This is a genomic window from Mesorhizobium sp. M0514 (assembly GCF_040321145.1).
Lineage (GTDB): Bacteria > Pseudomonadota > Alphaproteobacteria > Rhizobiales > Rhizobiaceae > Mesorhizobium.
In genome coordinates this window covers 1-17,981 of sequence record NZ_JAMYQZ010000083.1, presented here as the reverse complement: position 1 = coordinate 17,981, position 17,981 = coordinate 1, and the positions used below count along the sequence as shown (strand labels likewise).

At 63.6% G+C, this 17,981-nt stretch carries 15 protein-coding genes; 9 read left to right on the top strand and 6 right to left on the bottom strand.

Annotated elements, in window-relative coordinates:
- Positions 1-251: 251 nt before the first annotated feature.
- Together NKI61_RS26055 and NKI61_RS26050 are read left to right on the top strand one after the other, a co-directional pair.
- Positions 252-1,304 (top strand): CobW family GTP-binding protein, encoded by a 1,053-nt coding sequence (locus tag NKI61_RS26055; RefSeq protein ID WP_023683509.1) that lies wholly within the window; start codon positions 252-254, stop codon positions 1,302-1,304.
- A gap of 249 nt (positions 1,305-1,553) precedes the next feature.
- A complete protein-coding gene (locus NKI61_RS26050) occupies positions 1,554-2,528 on the top strand; it encodes a WD40 repeat domain-containing protein (RefSeq protein WP_352841536.1) in 975 nt (324 codons plus the stop codon).
- Position 2,529: 1 nt separating this feature from the next.
- Here NKI61_RS26050 and NKI61_RS26045 read toward each other — a convergent pair whose 3' ends face one another.
- Entirely contained in the window at positions 2,530-2,982 is a 453-nt protein-coding gene (locus NKI61_RS26045) for a hypothetical protein (RefSeq protein ID WP_352841534.1), read from the bottom strand.
- Positions 2,983-3,137: 155 nt separating this feature from the next.
- Here NKI61_RS26045 and NKI61_RS26040 point away from each other — a divergent pair, with 155 nt between their 5' ends.
- The 4 genes from NKI61_RS26040 to NKI61_RS26025 all read left to right on the top strand — a co-directional run bounded on the left by NKI61_RS26040 (position 3,138) and on the right by NKI61_RS26025 (position 8,768).
- The gene (locus NKI61_RS26040; protein ID WP_352537986.1) at positions 3,138-4,520 is read left to right on the top strand and encodes an aspartate aminotransferase family protein; all 1,383 of its coding nucleotides are present in this window, start codon (positions 3,138-3,140) and stop codon (positions 4,518-4,520) included.
- 35 nt (positions 4,521-4,555) lie between these two features.
- Positions 4,556-5,941: a glutamine synthetase family protein gene (locus NKI61_RS26035; protein ID WP_023683505.1), complete on the top strand. Its 1,386-nt coding sequence runs from the start codon at positions 4,556-4,558 to the stop codon at positions 5,939-5,941.
- 119 nt (positions 5,942-6,060) lie between these two features.
- On the top strand, positions 6,061-7,296 hold the full coding sequence (locus tag NKI61_RS26030) for a putative DNA modification/repair radical SAM protein (RefSeq protein WP_352841532.1): 1,236 nt from the start codon (positions 6,061-6,063) through the stop codon (positions 7,294-7,296).
- A gap of 2 nt (positions 7,297-7,298) precedes the next feature.
- Positions 7,299-8,768, top strand: coding sequence for a UdgX family uracil-DNA binding protein (locus NKI61_RS26025; protein WP_027049211.1), 1,470 nt, complete (start codon positions 7,299-7,301; stop codon positions 8,766-8,768).
- A 276-nt stretch (positions 8,769-9,044) separates the two neighbouring features.
- Here NKI61_RS26025 and NKI61_RS26020 read toward each other — a convergent pair whose 3' ends face one another.
- The 4 genes from NKI61_RS26020 to NKI61_RS26005 all read right to left on the bottom strand — a co-directional run bounded on the left by NKI61_RS26020 (position 9,045) and on the right by NKI61_RS26005 (position 13,854).
- Positions 9,045-10,325: a glycerate kinase type-2 family protein gene (locus tag NKI61_RS26020; RefSeq protein ID WP_027049213.1), complete on the bottom strand. Its 1,281-nt coding sequence runs from the start codon at positions 10,323-10,325 to the stop codon at positions 9,045-9,047.
- A gap of 175 nt (positions 10,326-10,500) precedes the next feature.
- On the bottom strand, positions 10,501-11,007 hold the full coding sequence (locus tag NKI61_RS26015; RefSeq protein ID WP_023695952.1) for a heme-degrading domain-containing protein: 507 nt from the start codon (positions 11,005-11,007) through the stop codon (positions 10,501-10,503).
- A gap of 310 nt (positions 11,008-11,317) precedes the next feature.
- Complete coding sequence (gene guaD, locus NKI61_RS26010; protein WP_352460337.1) at positions 11,318-12,634, bottom strand: guanine deaminase; 1,317 nt, start codon at positions 12,632-12,634, stop codon at positions 11,318-11,320.
- 2 nt (positions 12,635-12,636) lie between these two features.
- On the bottom strand, positions 12,637-13,854 hold the full coding sequence (locus NKI61_RS26005) for a urate hydroxylase PuuD (RefSeq protein WP_352841529.1): 1,218 nt from the start codon (positions 13,852-13,854) through the stop codon (positions 12,637-12,639).
- A 135-nt stretch (positions 13,855-13,989) separates the two neighbouring features.
- On the opposite strand from NKI61_RS26005, the gene NKI61_RS26000 reads away from it, so the two are divergent.
- The 3 genes from NKI61_RS26000 to NKI61_RS25990 all read left to right on the top strand — a co-directional run bounded on the left by NKI61_RS26000 (position 13,990) and on the right by NKI61_RS25990 (position 17,215).
- Positions 13,990-14,910 carry a LysR family transcriptional regulator gene (locus tag NKI61_RS26000; protein WP_023671373.1) on the top strand — a complete coding sequence of 307 codons (921 nt, stop codon included), beginning with the start codon at positions 13,990-13,992 and terminating at the stop codon, positions 14,908-14,910.
- 107 nt (positions 14,911-15,017) lie between these two features.
- Positions 15,018-15,959 carry an LLM class flavin-dependent oxidoreductase gene (locus NKI61_RS25995; RefSeq protein WP_352841527.1) on the top strand — a complete coding sequence of 314 codons (942 nt, stop codon included), beginning with the start codon at positions 15,018-15,020 and terminating at the stop codon, positions 15,957-15,959.
- On the top strand, positions 15,956-17,215 hold the full coding sequence (locus NKI61_RS25990) for an LLM class flavin-dependent oxidoreductase (protein ID WP_352841525.1): 1,260 nt from the start codon (positions 15,956-15,958) through the stop codon (positions 17,213-17,215). The genes NKI61_RS25995 and NKI61_RS25990 overlap by 4 nt, the downstream gene beginning before the upstream one ends.
- Here the strand turns inward: NKI61_RS25990 and xdhC are convergent.
- On the bottom strand, positions 17,212-17,981 hold a 770-nt coding region (xdhC, locus tag NKI61_RS25985; protein ID WP_352841523.1), incomplete at its 5' end, for a xanthine dehydrogenase accessory protein XdhC. The two genes, NKI61_RS25990 and xdhC, sit on opposite strands and share 4 nt — an antisense overlap.

The window sequence follows — 17,981 nt, the reverse complement described above, 5'->3', positions numbered from 1 at the left end:
CCGCCAAGGCGATTGCAACGGTTTGACGCGGCGCGGCTTAGCACAGGTCAACGAAGAGGCGTTCCCAGCGACACGTTGATGGTCGGCATCCCTCGCACTCGCCTCTCGGGTCTACCCATCCGCTTCGTCAATCCTGGGTCAAACACCCAGGCGGTTTGCCTCGTGCAAAAGGCCGGCACACATCCTATATCAGGCCAACAATCCCTTCTTGCGGCCCGCAATTCCGTGGCCCAGCCATTTCGAGGCAAGATATGAGCGAAGCACAGACGCAAATCCCCGTGACCGTTCTCACCGGCTATCTCGGCGCCGGCAAGACGACGCTGCTCAACCGCATCCTGTCGGAAAACCATGGCAAGCGTTATGCCGTCATCGTCAATGAATTCGGCGAGATCGGCATCGACAATGATTTGATCGTGGAATCCGACGAGGAAATCTACGAAATGAACAATGGCTGCGTCTGCTGCACGGTGCGCGGCGACCTGATCCGCGTCGTCGAAGGCCTGATGCGCCGTCCCGGCCGCTTCGACGCCATCGTCGTCGAGACCACCGGCCTCGCCGATCCTGTGCCGGTGGCGCAGACCTTCTTCATGGACGACGACGTGCGCTCCAAGACCAAACTCGACGCTGTCGTGGCCCTGGTCGACGCCAAGCACCTGCCGCTCAGGTTGAAGGATTCCAAGGAAGCCGAGGACCAGATCGCGTTTGCCGATGTTGTCGTGCTGAACAAGACCGACCTGGTGACGCCCGAAGAGCTGGCCAAGGTCGAAGCGACCATCCGCGCCATCAACCCGGCGGCCAGGATTCACCGCACCACGCGCGCCGGCGTGGCGCTGTCCGAAGTGCTCGACCGCGGCGCCTTCGACCTGTCGCGCGCATTGGAAAACGATCCGCATTTTCTCGAGGCGCACGATCATGATCACGACCACCATGATCACGACCACGATCACCACGACCATGATCACGACCATCATCATCACGATCACGCGCATCCCTCCGACATCCATGACGTGACCGTGCAGTCGGTGTCGCTGCGCGGCGCCGAGATGGACCCGAAGAAATTCTTCCCGTGGATCGAGAAGATCACTCAGATGGAAGGTCCCAACATCCTGCGGCTGAAAGGCATCATCGCGCTCAAGGGCGACGACGAGCGCTATGTCATCCAGGGCGTGCACATGATCATCGAAGGCGACCACCAGCGCGCCTGGAAAGACGGCGAAAAGCATGAGAGCCGGCTGGTGTTCATCGGCCGCGAGCTTGACGCCGAACGGCTGAAGAAGAGCTTTGACGCCTGCCAGGCGGCTTGATTTCCGGACTCTATGGCGCTAGCGCTGCCCGCTCTTCCTTCTCCCCTTGTGGGAGTAGGTGGCCTCGCGAAGCGAGGTCGGATGAGGGGTGCTCCAGCTCGGCACCGACGGCGATCCGTCCAACACCCCTCATCCGTCTCGGCGCTGCGCGCCGATCCACCTTCTCCCAAAAGGGGAGAAGGTTGACGCCAGGCCTGGCCGCCTCAGTGGCTTCCCGGGAGTGGTGACAGCTTCATTGGAATGGTCCTGATGCCCACAGTTGCTCCCCTCGACCTGGAAGGTCACTGCCTTGCCGCCGTCTTCCTCGACAACGTGCCGCATTTTGCGCTGGCCGATGGGACAGTTCATAGGCTCGACAACGGCCACAAGACAATTCAGGCCAATGACGGCCTGCTCTCCACGTTCCATGACGCCGCCAACGACCGCCTGATCACCGGCGGCGAGGACGGCAAGATTTTTGCCGTTGCCGCCGGCGGCAATGTCAGCGAACTCGCCAGCGTGGGCAAGAAGTGGATCACCAGCGTCGCCGCCGGGCCGCAAGGCGCTATCGCCTATGCCACAGGCAAGACTGCCTTCGTGCGCTTTGCCGACGGCAAGACCAAAGAGTTTGCCCATCCACGTTCGGTCGAGGGGCTGGCCTTCTCCCCCAAGGGCATGCGCTTCGGCGTCGCCCGCTACAATGGCGCGACGCTGCATTTCCCGGCCGCCGAGGGCAGACCGGTGGAGCTGGAATGGGCCGGCGCCCATACCGGCGTGACCTTCTCGCCGGATGGCGCCTTCCTCGTCACCACCATGCAGGAAAACGCGCTGCATGGCTGGAAGCTCGCCGACGGCAAGCACATGCGCATGACCGGCTATCCCGGCAAGGTCAAAAGCCTGTCGTGGAGCGTGAAGGGCAAGTGGCTGGCGAGTTCCGGCGCGCCGGCGGCGATTGTCTGGCCGTTTTCGGGCAAGGACGGCCCGATGGGCAAGGCGCCGCTGGAGCTCGGCACGCGCGGCAACGCCATGGTGACATCGGTTGCCTGCCATCCGAGCCAGGATGTCGTCGCCGTCGGCTATGATGACGGCATGGTCATGGCGGTGCGCTTTACCGATGCCAAAGAGGTGCTGTTGCGCCGCCCAGGCATGGGCGCCATCACCGCGATGATGTGGGATAAGGAAGAGCGCCGGGTCGCCTTCGGCAGTGCCGCCGGCGACTGCGGCGTCATCGATATCTCGGCGTGACCTATTCGGCTCCGCACGACACCTTGCCGGTCAATTCTTTCGGCTTGCCGTCCTGTTCCGTGTCGGCGGCGTTGTCGTAGACGGCAAGCGTGTACCGGCCGCCATAGACGCCCTCGTCACTGGTCTTGGTCAGGATCGTCAGTTCGACAGAGTTGAATTTATCTCCGAGCTGATGCTCGTGGTAGATGTTCAGCCGCAACTCCTTGTCGTCCAGCCAGTACTGGGTGAGGTCTGAATCCTCGAAGACGGTCTTGCGCAGACTGTCGCCTTCCGGCCGGCCAAGTATCTCGAGATCGCCGCGAAAATTGAAGGTCGGGCCGCCCATACCTCTGGTGACCCCGGCGCCGACTTCGAATTGCACCGCTTTGTCATGGACGGAACACCAGACGCCGCCCGTTGCGGAAGCCGCAGCGGCCGACAAGAGTAGCGAAATAGCGCAGATGATCGTCCGCATTTTTCTCCCCAAACCACAAACCCGATCGCATTGGCGCCCGACTGCGCCGGAAGGTCAAGTCTACCGAACTTGCTGCTGACCCAATGCAGGGCACCAACACGGCCAATTGCGGTTGCCGTCGCCAATTGGGTAGTGTGTCGGCCGAGAGGGATTTCATGCACAGCACGAACAGTTCAAAAGCGTCCATCGGCGGTATCAGCCGGGACCGCATCGCTGCATTGCGGACAAGCGAGGCGAACACCTTCCGCAAAGCGCGGCCGAAATCGCAGGCCAAGGTCGGTAACGGCCTGCCAGGCTTCTTCGGCGGCGTGCCGATGCACTGGATGAACGACTGGCCGACGCCATTCCCGATCCTGGTCGACAGCGCCAAGGGCGCCACCATCACGGATATCGACGGCAACCGGCTCGACGATTTCTGCCTCGGTGACACCGGCTCGATGTTCGGCCATTCGCCGCCGCCGGTGGCGCGCGCCATCCGCCGCCAGGCCCGGCGCGGCCTGACCTATATGCTGCCTTCGGAAGATGCGCTGGCCATCGGGCCGCTGCTGCAAGAGCGTTTCGGTCTGCCGTTCTGGCAGATCGCCACCACCGCCACCGACGCCAACCGCTTCGCGCTGCGCGTCGCCCGCGCCGTCACCGGCCGCGAAAAGATCCTGGTCTTCAACGGCTGCTATCACGGCTCGGTCGACGAGACGATGGTCCGGATGGTCGACGGCAAGCCCGTGAATCGGCCGGGGCTGGCGGGTGAGTTTCGCGACCTGACCAAGACGGCGAAGGTCATTGAATTCAACGATGTCGCCGCGCTGCAAGCAGCGCTCAAGGACAAGGATGTCGCCTGCGTCATTGCTGAGCCGGTGCTGACCAATTCCTGCATGGTGCTGCCCGATCCGGGTTTTCACGACGCCTTGCGCAAACTGACGCGCGCGGCCGGAACGCTGCTTCTGATAGACGAGACGCACACGATTTCGACTGGACCCGGCGGCTACACCAGGAAATTCGGACTACAGCCCGACCTGTTCGTGCTGGGCAAGCCGATCGCCGGCGGCGTGCCGGCAAGCGTGTGGGGCATGAGCGACGAGGTCGCCTCGCGCTATGCCGACTACAATCGAACCAAGGAGCCGGGCTATTCCGGCATGGGCACGACGCTGTCGGCGAACCCGCTGCAGTTCGCAGCCATGCGCGCAACGCTCGAAGAGGTGATGACGCAGGAGAATTATGCCCGGATGGATCGCCTCGCCCTGCGGCTCGATGCCGGGCTGACCGGCGTCATCGATCGCTACAATCTGCCCTGGCATGTCGCCCGCGTCGGCGCCCGCGTCGAGTTCATCTGCTCCCCTGGCCCGCTCAGGAACGGCGCCGAAGCCGAGACTGCCCATGCGCCGGAGCTTGAGGCGGCTATCCATGTCGCGCTGGTCAACCAAGGCGTGCTGATCGCGCCCTTTCACAACATGATGCTGATCTCACCGGCCACCACCGGCGCCCAGGTCAACCGGCTGATCACCGCCTTCGCCACGGTTGCGGCAAGGCTGACGGCATGAGACAAGCTGCCAAGCCAAACTCGAGTACACTAATCATGACTTCACCTTCGGGCTCGACGCCCGCCGAGGCGCAAGCCTTTCTCGACGCCCATCCCGAAATCGAAGCCTTCGATATCGTCTTGACCGACGCCAACGGGGTCGGCCGCGGCAAGATCGTGCGCCGGCATGAGCTGAAAAGCATCTTCGAGGGCGGCCGCCACATGCCGATCTCGATCCTCGGCCTCGACATCACCGGCGAGGATGTGCACGAAACCGGGCTGATCTGGACGACTGGAGACGGCGATCTCAGGGCATGGCCGATCCCCGGCACGCTGGTGCCGCTTTACGGCACGAACCCGCCGCGCGGCCAGTTGCTGATGGCGATGTACCATCTCGAGGGACAGCCTATGTCGTCGGACCCACGGCTGGCGCTGGCCAGGCAGGTCGACATCTTGGCGGCCAAGGGCCTCTATCCCGCCGGCGCCTTCGAACTCGAATTTTTCCTGCTTGCCAATGAGCGTGACGCCGACGGCAAGGTAAAGCCGGCGGACGCCGTGCTCGACGGCCGCCGCTCGGCCAAGACGGAAGTCTATTCCGTCGACCATCTGCACGGCATGGAGCCGCTGTTTTCCGACATCTATGCCGCGGCCAAGGCGCAAGGCATTCCGGCCGAAACGGTGATTTCCGAATACGCGCCCGGCCAGTACGAGCTGACGCTGAATTACCGCAAGGATGTCATGCGGGCGGCCGACGACCTCGTCATGTTGAAGCGGCTGGTGCGGGCGCAGGCGCGCCGCCATGGTGTCACCGCCTGCTTCATGGCCAAGCCGATCGAAAAATATGCCGGCTCCGGCATGCATTTCCATGTTTCGCTGCAGGACAAGAACGGCCGCAACGTTTTTGCCGAAGCCGGCGGCGAAAGCTGGTCGCTGCCGCTGCTGCAGGGGCTCGGCGGGCTGATCCAGACCATGGCCGAATCGATGCTGGTGTTTGCGCCGCACGCCAATTCCTGGCGGCGCTTCGTCTCGCAGTCCTATGCGCCGGTGGCGCCGACCTGGGGCGTCAACAACCGTTCGGTGGCGCTGCGCGTGCCGGCGGGCGACGCCAAGAACCGGCGCATCGAGCACCGGCCGTCGGGCGTCGACGCCAATCCCTACCTGATCGCGGCAACGGTGCTGGCCGGCATCATCAAGGGTCTGGACGAAGGCCTCGACCCCGGCCCCGAAACCACTGGGAATGGCTATGAAGCCGCCGTCACGCGCACGACCATGCCGGTCGACTGGCGCGCCGCGATCGAGGCGGCGCGGGCCTCGAGCTTCCTGAAAGAGGCGCTTGGCGAGGATCTGCATCGCACCTTCGTGGCGATCAAGCAGTCGGAGTATCTGCGCGTCGCCCGCACCGTCAGCGAGCTGGATTACCACCTCTACCTCCATGAGGTCTGAGAGACCGCCTGGAACTCGGGCAGTCGTCCTGCTAGCCCGACGATCAGGCGGCGATTACTTTTTCGCCGCCTGCATCAAATGAGGTGGCGCTGCAGCCTTCAAGAACATATCATGAACGGATGAGCGCGCCTACCGTCCGTGAAAAGCTGGCAATCCTGTCTGACGCCGCCAAATACGATGCTTCTTGCGCCTCGTCGGGCTCGGCGAAGAAGGATTCGCTCCAATCCGGCGGTATCGGCTCCACAGAAGGCATGGGCATCTGCCATTCCTGCGCGCCGGATGGCCGCTGCATTTCGCTCCTGAAAATCCTGCTGACCAATTTCTGCATTTACGATTGCAGCTACTGCATCAACCGCTCGTCATCGAATGTGCGCCGCGCCCGCTTCAGCATCGACGAGGTGGTGAAGCTGACCATGGATTTCTACCGGCGCAACTACATCGAGGGCCTCTTCCTGTCCTCAGGAGTCATCCGCTCCCCGGACGAGACCATGGCCGAGATGGTGGAGGTGGCGCGGCGGCTGCGGCTGGACGAAAAATTCTCCGGCTATATTCATCTGAAGACCATTCCGGAAAGCTCGGCCGAACTGGTCGAGCAGGCCGGGCTCTACGCCGACCGGCTGTCTATCAACGTCGAACTGCCGACCGATGAGGGCGTCAAGAAACTGGCGCCGGAGAAGAAGCCGGAAACGATCCGCCTTTCCATGGCGAACCTGCGCCGGAAGATGGAGGAAAAAGCCGAGCCGACGCTGAGGACCAAGAAGCGCGAACGCTTTGCGCCCGGAGGTCAGTCGACGCAGATGATCGTCGGCGCCGACAAGACATCCGACGACGGCATCTTGCACACCAGTGCGCGGCTCTATGGCAGCTACCATCTGCGGCGCGTCTATTACTCCGCCTTCAGCCCGATCCCGGATTCGTCATCGTCGCTGCCGCTGCAGAAACCGCCGCTGATGCGCGAGCACCGGCTCTATCAGGCCGACTGGCTGATGCGCTTCTACGGCTTTTCGCAGCCGGAAATCCTCGCCGGCAGCAGCGACGGCATGCTCGATCTCGCCATTGACCCCAAGCTCGCCTGGGCTTTGCGCAATCGGGCGAGGTTTCCCGTCGACATCAACCGCGCCGATCGGGAAGCGCTGCTGCGGGTTCCGGGTCTGGGCACCAAGGTGGTGGCGAAGATCCTTGAAACCCGCCGCCACCGACACATGCGGCTGGAAGATGTCGGACGGATCTGCCATTCGATCGCCAAGCTGAGGCCCTTCATCATCGCCGAAGGCTGGTCGCCGGGTGGACTGACGGACAAGACCGGCTTGCGCGACACGATCGTAAAGTCCTGCGAACAACTGTCTCTGTTTTGACCATGCAGCCGGCCCAGCTCGACCTTGCCCGATACACTGTCCGGCTAGCGAGCCAGACCGATTTCGCCGGTTGGCGCGATGCGGCACGGCGTCTGGCGCTGAATGAGGTCCGACCTGAGGATATTAGTTGGGGTGTCGGGTCCGACGCCAATGATCCTCAAGATGCCTTGCCGGCGGTGCCAGAGGGCGCGCAGCTTACCGTCCCGCGCGAGTTCATCGCCCATGCCGAAACCGCCTTCTGCCACTCCGACCCCGGCCGGTTTGCCTTTCTCTACTGGATGCTTTGGCGCCTGCGCACCGAGCCGAAACTGCTGGCGATCGCATCCGATCCCGACACCAGGCGGCTCGAAGCCATGGAAAAGGCGGTGCGGCGCGACAGCCATAAGATGCATGCCTTCGTACGCTTCCGGAAGATCGGCGACGGCGAGAACGAGCGCTACGTCGCCTGGTTCGAGCCGGAGCATTTCATTGTCGAGCGCAACGCGGATTTCTTCGTCCGGCGGTTCACCGGCATGCGCTGGACCATCCTGACGCCCTATGCCTCCGCCGACTGGAACGGCGAAAGGCTGGCGATCGGGCCGGGTGCAGCCAAGGGCGATGCACCCGATCAGGACGACACCGAGGCGTTGTGGCTGACCTATTTCGAAAACATCTTCAACCCGGCGCGGCTCAAGGTGAAGGCGATGCAGAAGGAAATGCCGAAGAAATATTGGCGGAACCTTCCCGAGGCCTCGCTCATTCCAGATCTGATCGCAGGAGCGGACGAGGCCGCCAGGGATATGATTGCCAGACTGCCGACAACGCCGGCGCCGCACCACGCCAAGCTGCAGGCAAGACATTGGCCGAAGCCCGAGCCGGCCGAGGCGCCGGATGAAGACGATGCCAAGACGATTTCCGATTTGCGCGAGGCTGCAAAGGGTTGTCGTCGCTGCCCGCTCTGGCGCGACGCGACACAGACCGTGTTCGGCGAGGGGCCGGATGACGCCAAAGTGGTCTTCGTCGGCGAACAACCTGGCGATCAGGAAGATCTCGCCGGCAAACCTTTTATCGGGCCAGCGGGCAAAGTGTTCGATGCAATTCTCGATGACGCAGGCGTCGACCGGCAAAAAGTCTACGTCACCAACGCCGTCAAGCACTTCAAGTTCGAGCCGCGCGGCAAGCGCCGCATCCACTCGAAGCCAAATACCGGCGAAGTCCAGGCCTGCCGCTGGTGGATCGGCCGGGAGCTTGAGCTGATCAAGCCGGACCTCGCCGTGGCGCTTGGGGCAACGGCGGCGTTGTCGCTGCTGGGCAAGGCCATTGCTGTGACGAAAATGCGCGGCCAGGTGATCGAGCGCGAGGACGGTTTGCGCGTGTTCATCACCATCCATCCTTCCTTCATCCTGCGTATTCATGAGCCGGCGGACAAGGAGGCAGAGCGCGAGCGGTTTCTCAGCGATATGAGAGAGGTGAAGCGGCTTATGGGGTCGTGAGATGAGCGAAAGCCTCAGCGACATCGTCATCCACGGGCGGAGCAAGGAGGGAAGCGACGCAGCGCAGACCCGAGGATTCATGCCGCGACGTTTGGACGCTGCTACGGTGCAGAATTCTGCTCCGCTGCGCTCGACGGCTAACATCACGGAATGGACCCGGGGCTTCGCGACGGAGCTTCGCTCCTGCTTCGCCCACGGATGACGAAGCTGAGTGGCTTCAGCCAATCACCTACGGTCGTGAATCCAACGTTGGAAACTTCGGCCGCCACGGCCGAATTAACTGATTAGGATTGCCCTCAGATCATTCACATTCGTACCCGTCGGCCCCGGCACGAACAGATCGCCGATCGCGTTGAACGCCGTCCAGGCATTGTTGCCGGCCAGCATCGCCTTGGTGTCGATGCCGGCGGCACGCATGCGCGAGACAGTTGAGCCATCGGCAAAGGCGCCGGCATTGTCTTCCGAGCCATCGATGCCGTCGGTATCGGCGGCCAGTGCATGAATACCTTCCGCGCCGCTGATGCCGATGGCAAAGGCGAGCAGGAATTCGGAGTTGCGGCCGCCCTTGCCCCTTTTTCCGTCAACAGGGGCCCGCAAAGTCACGGTCGTCTCGCCGCCGGACAGGATCAGCACCGGCTTTTTGAACGGCCGGTTGCGCGTCGCCACTTCGCGCGCAATGGCTGCATGCACGCCACCGACCTCGCGCGCCTCGCCCTCGATGGAATCGGAGAGGATGACGGCTTCGATGCCCTGCCGTTTTGCCTCAGCGGCTGCCGCTTCCAGCGACACGCCAGCCGAGGCGATCAGGTGCACTTCATTGCGTGAAAAGCGCTGGTCATCCAGATCTGGCGCATCGGCCTCTGGCGAGTTGATGTGCGCCATGACGGCGTCGGGCAGTTTCATGCCGTAGGCCGCTATCGAGGCCAGCGCATCGGCCCGGTTGCCGGAGTCGGGCACGGTCGGGCCGGAGGCCACCAGCGCCGGGTTGTCGCCGGGAATGTCAGAGACAACCAGTGATACCAGTTTGGCCGGCCAGGCGGCAGCTGCCAGCCGGCCGCCCTTGATGGTCGAGAGATGCTTGCGGATTGTGTTCATCGCCGCGATCGGCGCGCCGGAGGCAAGCAGCGCCTCGTTGACGGCGATTTCGTCGGCGAGCGTCAGGCCGGCGGCAGGCGACGGCAGCAGCGCCGATCCTCCGCCCGATATCAGCGCCACTACCAGGTCGTCCGCAGTCAGCCCTTGCACCTTTTCGAGCAGGCGCCGCGACGCCTCAAGACCGGCAGCGTCCGGCACCGGATGTGCCGCCTCGATGATTTCGATGCGCTCGCATTTGGCGCCATAGCCGTAGCGGGTGACGACCAGCCCTTCGATTGGGCCATCCCACACCTTCTCGAACGCGGCGGCCATCTGCGCCGAGCCCTTGCCGGCGCCGATGACGATGGTGCGGCCCTTCGGCTTGGCCGGAAGGTGATCCCTGATCGTTCGTTCCGGATCGGCAGCGGCAACAGCGGCATTGAAGATCGAGATGAGAAAGGATTTTGGGTCGAGCACGGTCATAATTGGCCGCCATCCGCGGTTTGCGAGCTTCCGAAAAGCCGGCGCCGCCCCTCACCCTTACCCTCTCCCCGTATAGAGACGGGGAGAGGGGTTCGCCGGCGTTGGGGTGCTTCTCTTCTCCCCGTCACTATACGGGGAGAAGGTGCCGGCAGGCGGATGGGGGGCAGCGCTAGCGTCACGATTTATCTTCCGGCGGCAGCGCCAATTGTGTCCGATCAACGCCGAGATGATCGCACAGTGCATCGACGACGACGCCGTGGTCCTGGCGTTCCGGCAGGCCGGAGACGGCGATGACGCCGATCACGCCAGCCCCCTTTACAGTCACCGGAAACCCGCCGCCGGCCAGTACGTAATCAGCAATATCCAGCCCCTCGCCGACCTTGAAGGTGCGGTCCGGTCGCTGCTGTTCCAGCACCAGGCGATAGGTGCTCCTGAGGTAGCGCTTGACCACATTGATCTTGCGTCGTGCCCAGTCGGGGTTGGAGGCGTTTGAACCGGGCATCGCGGCATAAAACAGCGGCCGATCCCACAGCCTGATATCGACAATGATGGGCAGCTTTTCGGCCAGCGCCCGCTCGCGGATCGCCGCGCCGACCTTGAAGGCGACGGCCTCGTCGAAGGCCGGGAAGACCAGCGTCTCTTCCTGTTTCTGGATCAGAGCGATGTCGTCCGCGGCGGCCATTTTTGTTCTCCGAAATCTTCACAAATCGTGTGTACGACAAGCTCCGCCCGGTCAAGGTCTCGTCGCGGTGGTGGTCTTGCCCCGCCAGGGTCGCCCCCCACTCCTTCGAGCTTCTCTCGACACCTCTCCCCCGATCGACGGGGTAGAGGAAGGGCGCCAAGCTGTCCGAACCGGCGCCCGTCCTCCGAAGCAAAGGCTCCCTTCCTCACCCTCGGAGGGGGATAGGTGGCGCCGCGAAGCGGCGACGGAGTGGGGGAACCACTTGGCAACCAGGCGCAATCATCATCTTGTCCCGCGCGGATGATGGGTCCTAACCGGCGATTATATCACTCTTGGCAGGCCGCCCCGCGACATAGACCTCGCGCACCGCGCGGTCGTCGCCCAGCGTCTGCAGCAGGAACAGCTCCTCCGCCAGCGTCTCCACAGTCTCCATCCTCAGCCGCATCGCCGGTGTGGCGCGGGCGTCGAGCACGGTGATATCCGCGTCGGTGCCTTCATCCAGCGTGCCGACCTTCTCCGCCACAGACAGCGCCTCGGCATTGCCACGCGTTAATTGCCAGAAGGACTGGAACGGGTTCAGCTTTTCGCCAGTCAGCGCGATCACCTTGTAGCCCTCGTCCATGGTGCGCAGCATCGAATAGTTGGTGCCGCCGCCGACATCGCTGGCCGCGGCAATGCGCAGCGGCTTGTCGCGGCGCCGAAAGCGCTGGTAATCGAACAGGCCGGAGCCGAGGAACAGGTTCGAGGTCGGGCAGAACACCGCCACCGAGCCGCTGTCCGACAGCGCATCGGCCTCGCGTTCCGAGAGATGGATGCAGTGGCCGAACAGGCTCTTTGGCCCCAGCAGGCCATACTGCTCGTAGACATCGGTGTAGTCGCGCGCCTGCGGATAGAGTTTTTGCGTGAAGGCGATTTCGGCGTGGTTTTCCGACAGATGCGTCTGCATATGCAGATCGGGATGCTCGCGGCAGAGCGCGCCCGACATCTCCAACTGTTCGGGCGAAGAGGTGATGGCGAAGCGCGGCGTGATCGCATAAAGCTGGCGGCCCTTGCCGTGCCATTCCGCAATCAGCGCCTTGGTGTCGTCATAGCCCGATTGCGGTGTGTCGAGCACGCCTGCCGGCGCGTTGCGGTCCATCATCACCTTGCCGGCAATGTTGAGCATGCCGCGCGCATGCGATTCGGCAAAGAACGCCTCGGCCGAGGCCTTGTGCACCGAGCAATACGCGGCGACCGTCGTCGTGCCGTGGCGCACCATTTCATCCAAAAACAGCCGCGCGATGCGGCGGCCGTGCTGGGCATTTGCGAATTTGGTCTCTTCGGGAAAGGTGTAGGTGTTCAGCCAGTCGAGCAGTTCGGCGCCATAGGAGGCGATGACCTGCATCTGCGGAAAATGCGCGTGCGCGTCGATGAAGCCTGGCAGCAACAGATGCGGCCGATGATCGATCTTTTTCGCACCGTCGCCAGCCTGCCTTTCCACATCAGCGTAGGCGCCGGCGGCAACGATTCGGCCATCGCGGATCAGCAGGCCGCCATCCTCCTCATAGCGCCAGGCGGCATGGTCGGTGATGGCTTCGGGCAAGCGCAAAAAGCTCAGCGTGCGGCCGCGCAGAAGTGTCGAAGTCATGCTTATTTCCCTGCGCCTTCGAACCAGGCGACCAGCAGCGCCCGTTCCTTGTCGCTGATCTGGGTGACGTTGGCGGGCGGCATGGCGTGGCTGCGCCCGGCCTGCAAATAGATTTCACGCGCATGCTCGGCAATGCCGGCGTCGGTGTCGAGCATCACGCCCTTCGGCGCATGGTAGATGCCTTCATAGACCGGCTCGGCCGTATGGCACATCGAGCAGCGGCCAAGCACGGTGTCGCGCACCGCCGGGAAATGCGACGAGGCGATATAGACTTCGGCCGCGGCGGATGCCTTGGGCTCGCCGGTCAGTATTTTCGGCGCTGTCGACAGCCACATGATGATGACGAATAGCACCGCAGCCGCCATCCAGGTCCAGTGGGGGTTGCCGGCACGCTTATGCACGGTGTTGAAATCGTGCCGGATCAAGACGCCGATGATGAACACCAGCGAGGCGATGACCCAGTTGAACTCCGTCGCAAACGCCAGCGGATAGTGGTTCGACAGCATCAGGAACAGCACGGGCAGCGTCAGGTAATTATTGTGCAGCGAGCGCTGCTTGGCGATCTTGCCGTATTTCGGGTCGGGCTTGCGGCCGGCAATCAGGTCGGCGACGACGATCTTCTGGTTTGGAATGATCACCATGAAGACATTGGCCGACATGATCGTGGCGGTGATGGCGCCCAGATGCAGGAAAGCGGCGCGGCCGGTGAACAGATGCGTCAGACCCCAGGCGATGAACACCAGCACGCCATAGAGCACCAGCATCAGTCCGGTGTCACTTTTGCCGAGCGGCGAGCGGCAGAGCAGATCGTAGACTACCCAGCCGACGCCGATGGTGGCCATCGACAAAAGGATGCCGACCGGCACCGACATCGGCAGCACATTGGGGTCGATCAGGAACAAATCGGCGCCGGCATAGTAGACCACGCACAGCATGGCGAAGCCGGACAGCCAGGTGGCGTAGGATTCCCACTTGAACCAGGTCAGGTGTTCCGGCATTTCGGCCGGCGCCACCAGATATTTCTGGACGTGGTAGAAGCCGCCGCCATGCACCTGCCATTCCTCGCCGAATGCGCCGGCCGGCATGCCGGGGCGCTGGCGCAGGCCAAGGTCGAGCGCGACGAAATAGAAGGACGAGCCGATCCAGGCGATGCCGGTGACGACGTGCAGCCAGCGCACGGCGAAACTCAGCCAGTCCCAGAAAATCGCGAAATCCATCATGTGAAATCGTCCCTGCCGATCGGCTGACTTTACGGTGTGGGGCGCAAACGAAAAGAGGCGAGGTGTAGGATGACTTTCAAAAAAAAATGGAAAATACTAGGCTGACCACGTACGCCGCCAAATAAAGAGCCACGAATGGCCTATCTCGACAACATCGCCGTCTTCGTCCGCGTCGTCGAGCTTGGCAATCTCTCGGCGGCGGGCCGCGACATGCGCATTTCGCCGGCGGTCGCCTCCAACCGCATCAAGGAGCTGGAAAAACACCTCGGCGTGCGGCTGTTCAACCGCACCACACGGCAATTGATGCCGACGGAGCATGGCACGGTGTTCTACTCCGGCGCCAAGCAGGTGCTGGAGGCGATCACCGAGGCGGAAGCCGCGGTCTCGGCTCTTTCCGGCCAGCCGCGCGGCACCATCAAGGTGACCGCACCGCTCGGCCTTGGACGGCGGCTCGTGGCGTCGGGCATTCCGGATTTCCACGACAAATACCCCGATATCGAGGTGCGGCTGAGGCTCTCCGACCACAATATCGACATCATGAAGGAAGGCATCGACGTCGCCTTCAAGCTCGGCATCATCGAGGATTCCAGCCTGCGGATGCGCGGCATCATGGAATGTGAACGCGTGCTGGTGGCGGCACCGAAATATCTCGAAGCGCGCGGCGAGCCGGTGGAGCCACAGGAGCTGATCGGCAAGAAGCACGACTGCCTGATGCTGCGCTATTCCGGGGCGCGCGAATATGTCTGGACGCTGCAGACGCCGTCCGGCCCGCAGAAATTCGAGGTGCACGGCCCCTACGACACCGACGATGGCGATGTGCTGACCGGCTGGGCGCTGTCGGGCCGCGGCATCATCAACAAGCCGCGCTTCGAGGTCGAACCCTTCATCCGCGACCGGCGGCTGCAGGTCATCCTGGCCAGCACGCCGCCAACGCCGGTGCAGTTCGCCGCCGTCTATCCGCACAAGAAGCTGCAGGACCCGAAGGTGCGGCTGTTGCTCGACTTCATGGCCGAGCGTTGCCAGCGGCTGATCAAGGATTTGCTGGCCGGCAAGTGAGGGGCTGTTGGCCCAGTCGCTAGGGTTGTCTTACAAGCAGGTGACCTTAGGTTCGCATACGCTGCTCTATGATCGATGGTCCCATGCCGACTGACCAGCAAGCCACAATGCATCTTGCCGTTTCGCTCAACATTACTTCCGGGCAGCCGCTCGGGTTTAGCGACCTGGCCGGCTTTGCCAAGCAAGCGGAAGCGGCGGGGCTGGACATGATTGTCCTCGATGATTCCGCGCCGAACAGCGCCGGGTCGAGTTCTTTCGAAGCGACGACCTTGCTGGCGGCGCTGGCGACGGTGACAAGTCGGATCGGCCTTGTCGCTGCAGCCTCGACGGTGGCTCACCAGCCGTACAATCTGGCGCGCCGTTTTGCTTCGCTCGACATCATCAGCCATGGCCGCGCCGGCTGGCACGCGACCATGGCGCAGGCGCCACGGGAAGCCGCCAATTTCAGCCGGCCGGATGGATTTTCCGACGATGTGTTCCGCCGCCGCACGCAGGAATACATCGGCATCGTTCAGCGCCTGTGGCAGGGCTGGGATGCCGACGCGCTGCTGTTCGACAATATCGGCGGCCGCTTCCACGATCCCGAAAAAATGCACCTGCTCGACCACAAGGGCGAATTTTTCTCCGTGCGCGGGCCGCTGAACGTCGCGCGCTCGCCGCAGGATACGCCGGTGCTGGTGCTGTCCGGCCTGTCCGAGGCCGACCTGGATATGGCCGCCCGCACCGCCGATGTCGTCCTGCTGGACAGACCCACAAAGGACCCCAAGGCGCGCCATGACGATCTCAAGCGCCGCGTTGTGGCCTGCGGACGCGATCCGGGTGCGGTCAAGCTGCTGCTGAACGTTGGCGCAGATGTCGCTGCCAACGCGCTCGAAACATGGTTCAGCTTGCAAAGCTGCGACGGGTTCAACATCGCAATACCGCCTGCGGCGATTGACGGTTTCATCGGCCGCGTGCTGCCGGAATTGCAGCGCCGCGGCCTCGTCCGCCCGGATTATCCCGGCACCACCTTGCGCTCTCATCTCAGACTTGCCGGAGGAGCGCAATGACCCGCCAGATGAAGCTTGGCGCCTTCCTGTGGGCGACGGGCCACCACATCGCCGCCTGGCGTCACCCCAAGGCGCATGTTACTGCAGGCATCGACATCGATCATTACATCCAGCTGGCGCGCACGGCGGAAGCGGCGAAGTTCGACATGGTGTTCTGCGAGGACGCCGCCGGTCTGCGCGAAGCCAATGTCGGCATCGCCAGCCAGACCTCACGCTCGATCGGCTTCGAGCCGATCAGCCTGCTGTCCGCGCTCGCCGTGCAGACCAGCGGCATCGGCCTCGTTTCGACGGCGTCGACCAGCTACAACGAGCCCTACGGTCTGGCGCGCACCTTTCTGTCGCTCGATCATCTGAGTGGTGGCCGGGCTGGCTGGAACTTGGTGACGTCGGCCAGCCCCATCGAAGCCGCCAATTTCGGCGCGACGGGCCTGAAACCGCATGCCGACCGCTACGAGCGGGCGCGCGAATTCGCCGAGGTGGTATCAGGACTTTGGCAAGGCAGCGGCTTTCACGGTCACAACGGCCAGAGCTTTTCGGTGCGCGACTCGCTCGACCTGCCGCGCTCGCCGCAGGGCGCGCCGGTGATGGTGCAGGCCGGCGCCTCGGATGTCGGCCGCGACCTTGCCGCCCGCACCGCCGACGTCGTGTTCACGGCGGCGCAGACCCTCGAGGAAGCCAAGGCCTTTTACGACGACCTCAAGGGCCGTATGGCGGGCTATGGGCGGGAACCCGACGACATCAAGATCATGCCCGGCGTCTCCCCGGTGGTGGCAGACACCGAGGCCGAAGCGCGGGAGAAACAGGAGGAATTGCAGGCGCTGATCCCCGACGATGTCGGCGTGGCGCTACTGTCCAGCTATCTCAGCATCTCCGATCTCGGGAGCTATCCGATCGACGGACCGATGCCCGAACTGCCGGAGACCGAGGGCATGAAAAGCCGCCAGGCGCTGGTCATCCAACAATCGCGCCGCGACGGCCTGTCGATCCGCCAGCTTGCGCGCCATTTCGCCGGCGCACGTGGCCATTGGCGTATCGTCGGCACGCCGGCGCGGATCGCTGACGAATTGCAGGCGCGGTTCGAGGGCGGCGGCGCGGACGGCTTCAACGTCATGCCGTCATACTTCCCCGGCGAGCTCGATGCCTTTGCCACGCTGGTGGTGCCGGAACTGCAGCGGCGCGGACTGTTCCGTCGGGAATACGAAGGCAGCACCTTGCGAGATCATCTTGGCCTGAAGCGGTCGGATAAAAAAGATTAGCCGGCTACCTCTTGGCCTTGCCGCGCCTGCTGGCTTACCGCCGGTGCCGCGCCGTGCGCGACCAGCGCCGTCATGATCTCGGCCGCGGCCAGCGCAGCTATGACCGGTGGGCGCTTGTCCTTGACCGCATCGCCGCCGATCGGCGAGACGAGGCGGGCGAACTCAGCCTCCGTGCCCTCCGCCGATTTCAGGAACCAGTTCCTGAACGTCGCTCTCTTGGTTTTCGAGCCGATCATGCCGACATAGGCCGCGTCGTCGCGCTTCAGCGCTTCGGCGACGATGAGGAAATCCAGCGCATGGTCGTGGGTGAGGATGGCGAAGGCGGTGCCGGCGGGGGCGTTTCGCACCTCGGCCTCGGGCATCGGCGTCAGCCGCGTCTCGACGGTTTCCGGCATGCCTTCCAGCGCTTCGGCCCGCGTCTCGATGACGACACCATGCACGGGAAGAAGTGCTACCGTCGCGGCCAGCGCCCGGCCGACATGGCCGCCGCCGAAGATATAGACATGCGGCAGGTGGGCTTCCTCGGCTTCTGCGGCCGCGATCAGCTCGGCAGTAAGCGCGGCATCGACGACACGGATCAAGACTTCGACGCGCCCGCCGCAGCACTGGCCGATCTCGGGGCCTAGCGGCACGTCAAGCGTGGCGCAGACTTCGTCGAAGCCGATGCGGGCTTCTTTACCCTCCCCCTTGTGGGGAGGGTCGGTGAGCGGACGCCGTGTGGCGGCGTCAGCGAAACGGGGTGGCTTGGCACGATCGTCCGCACCCC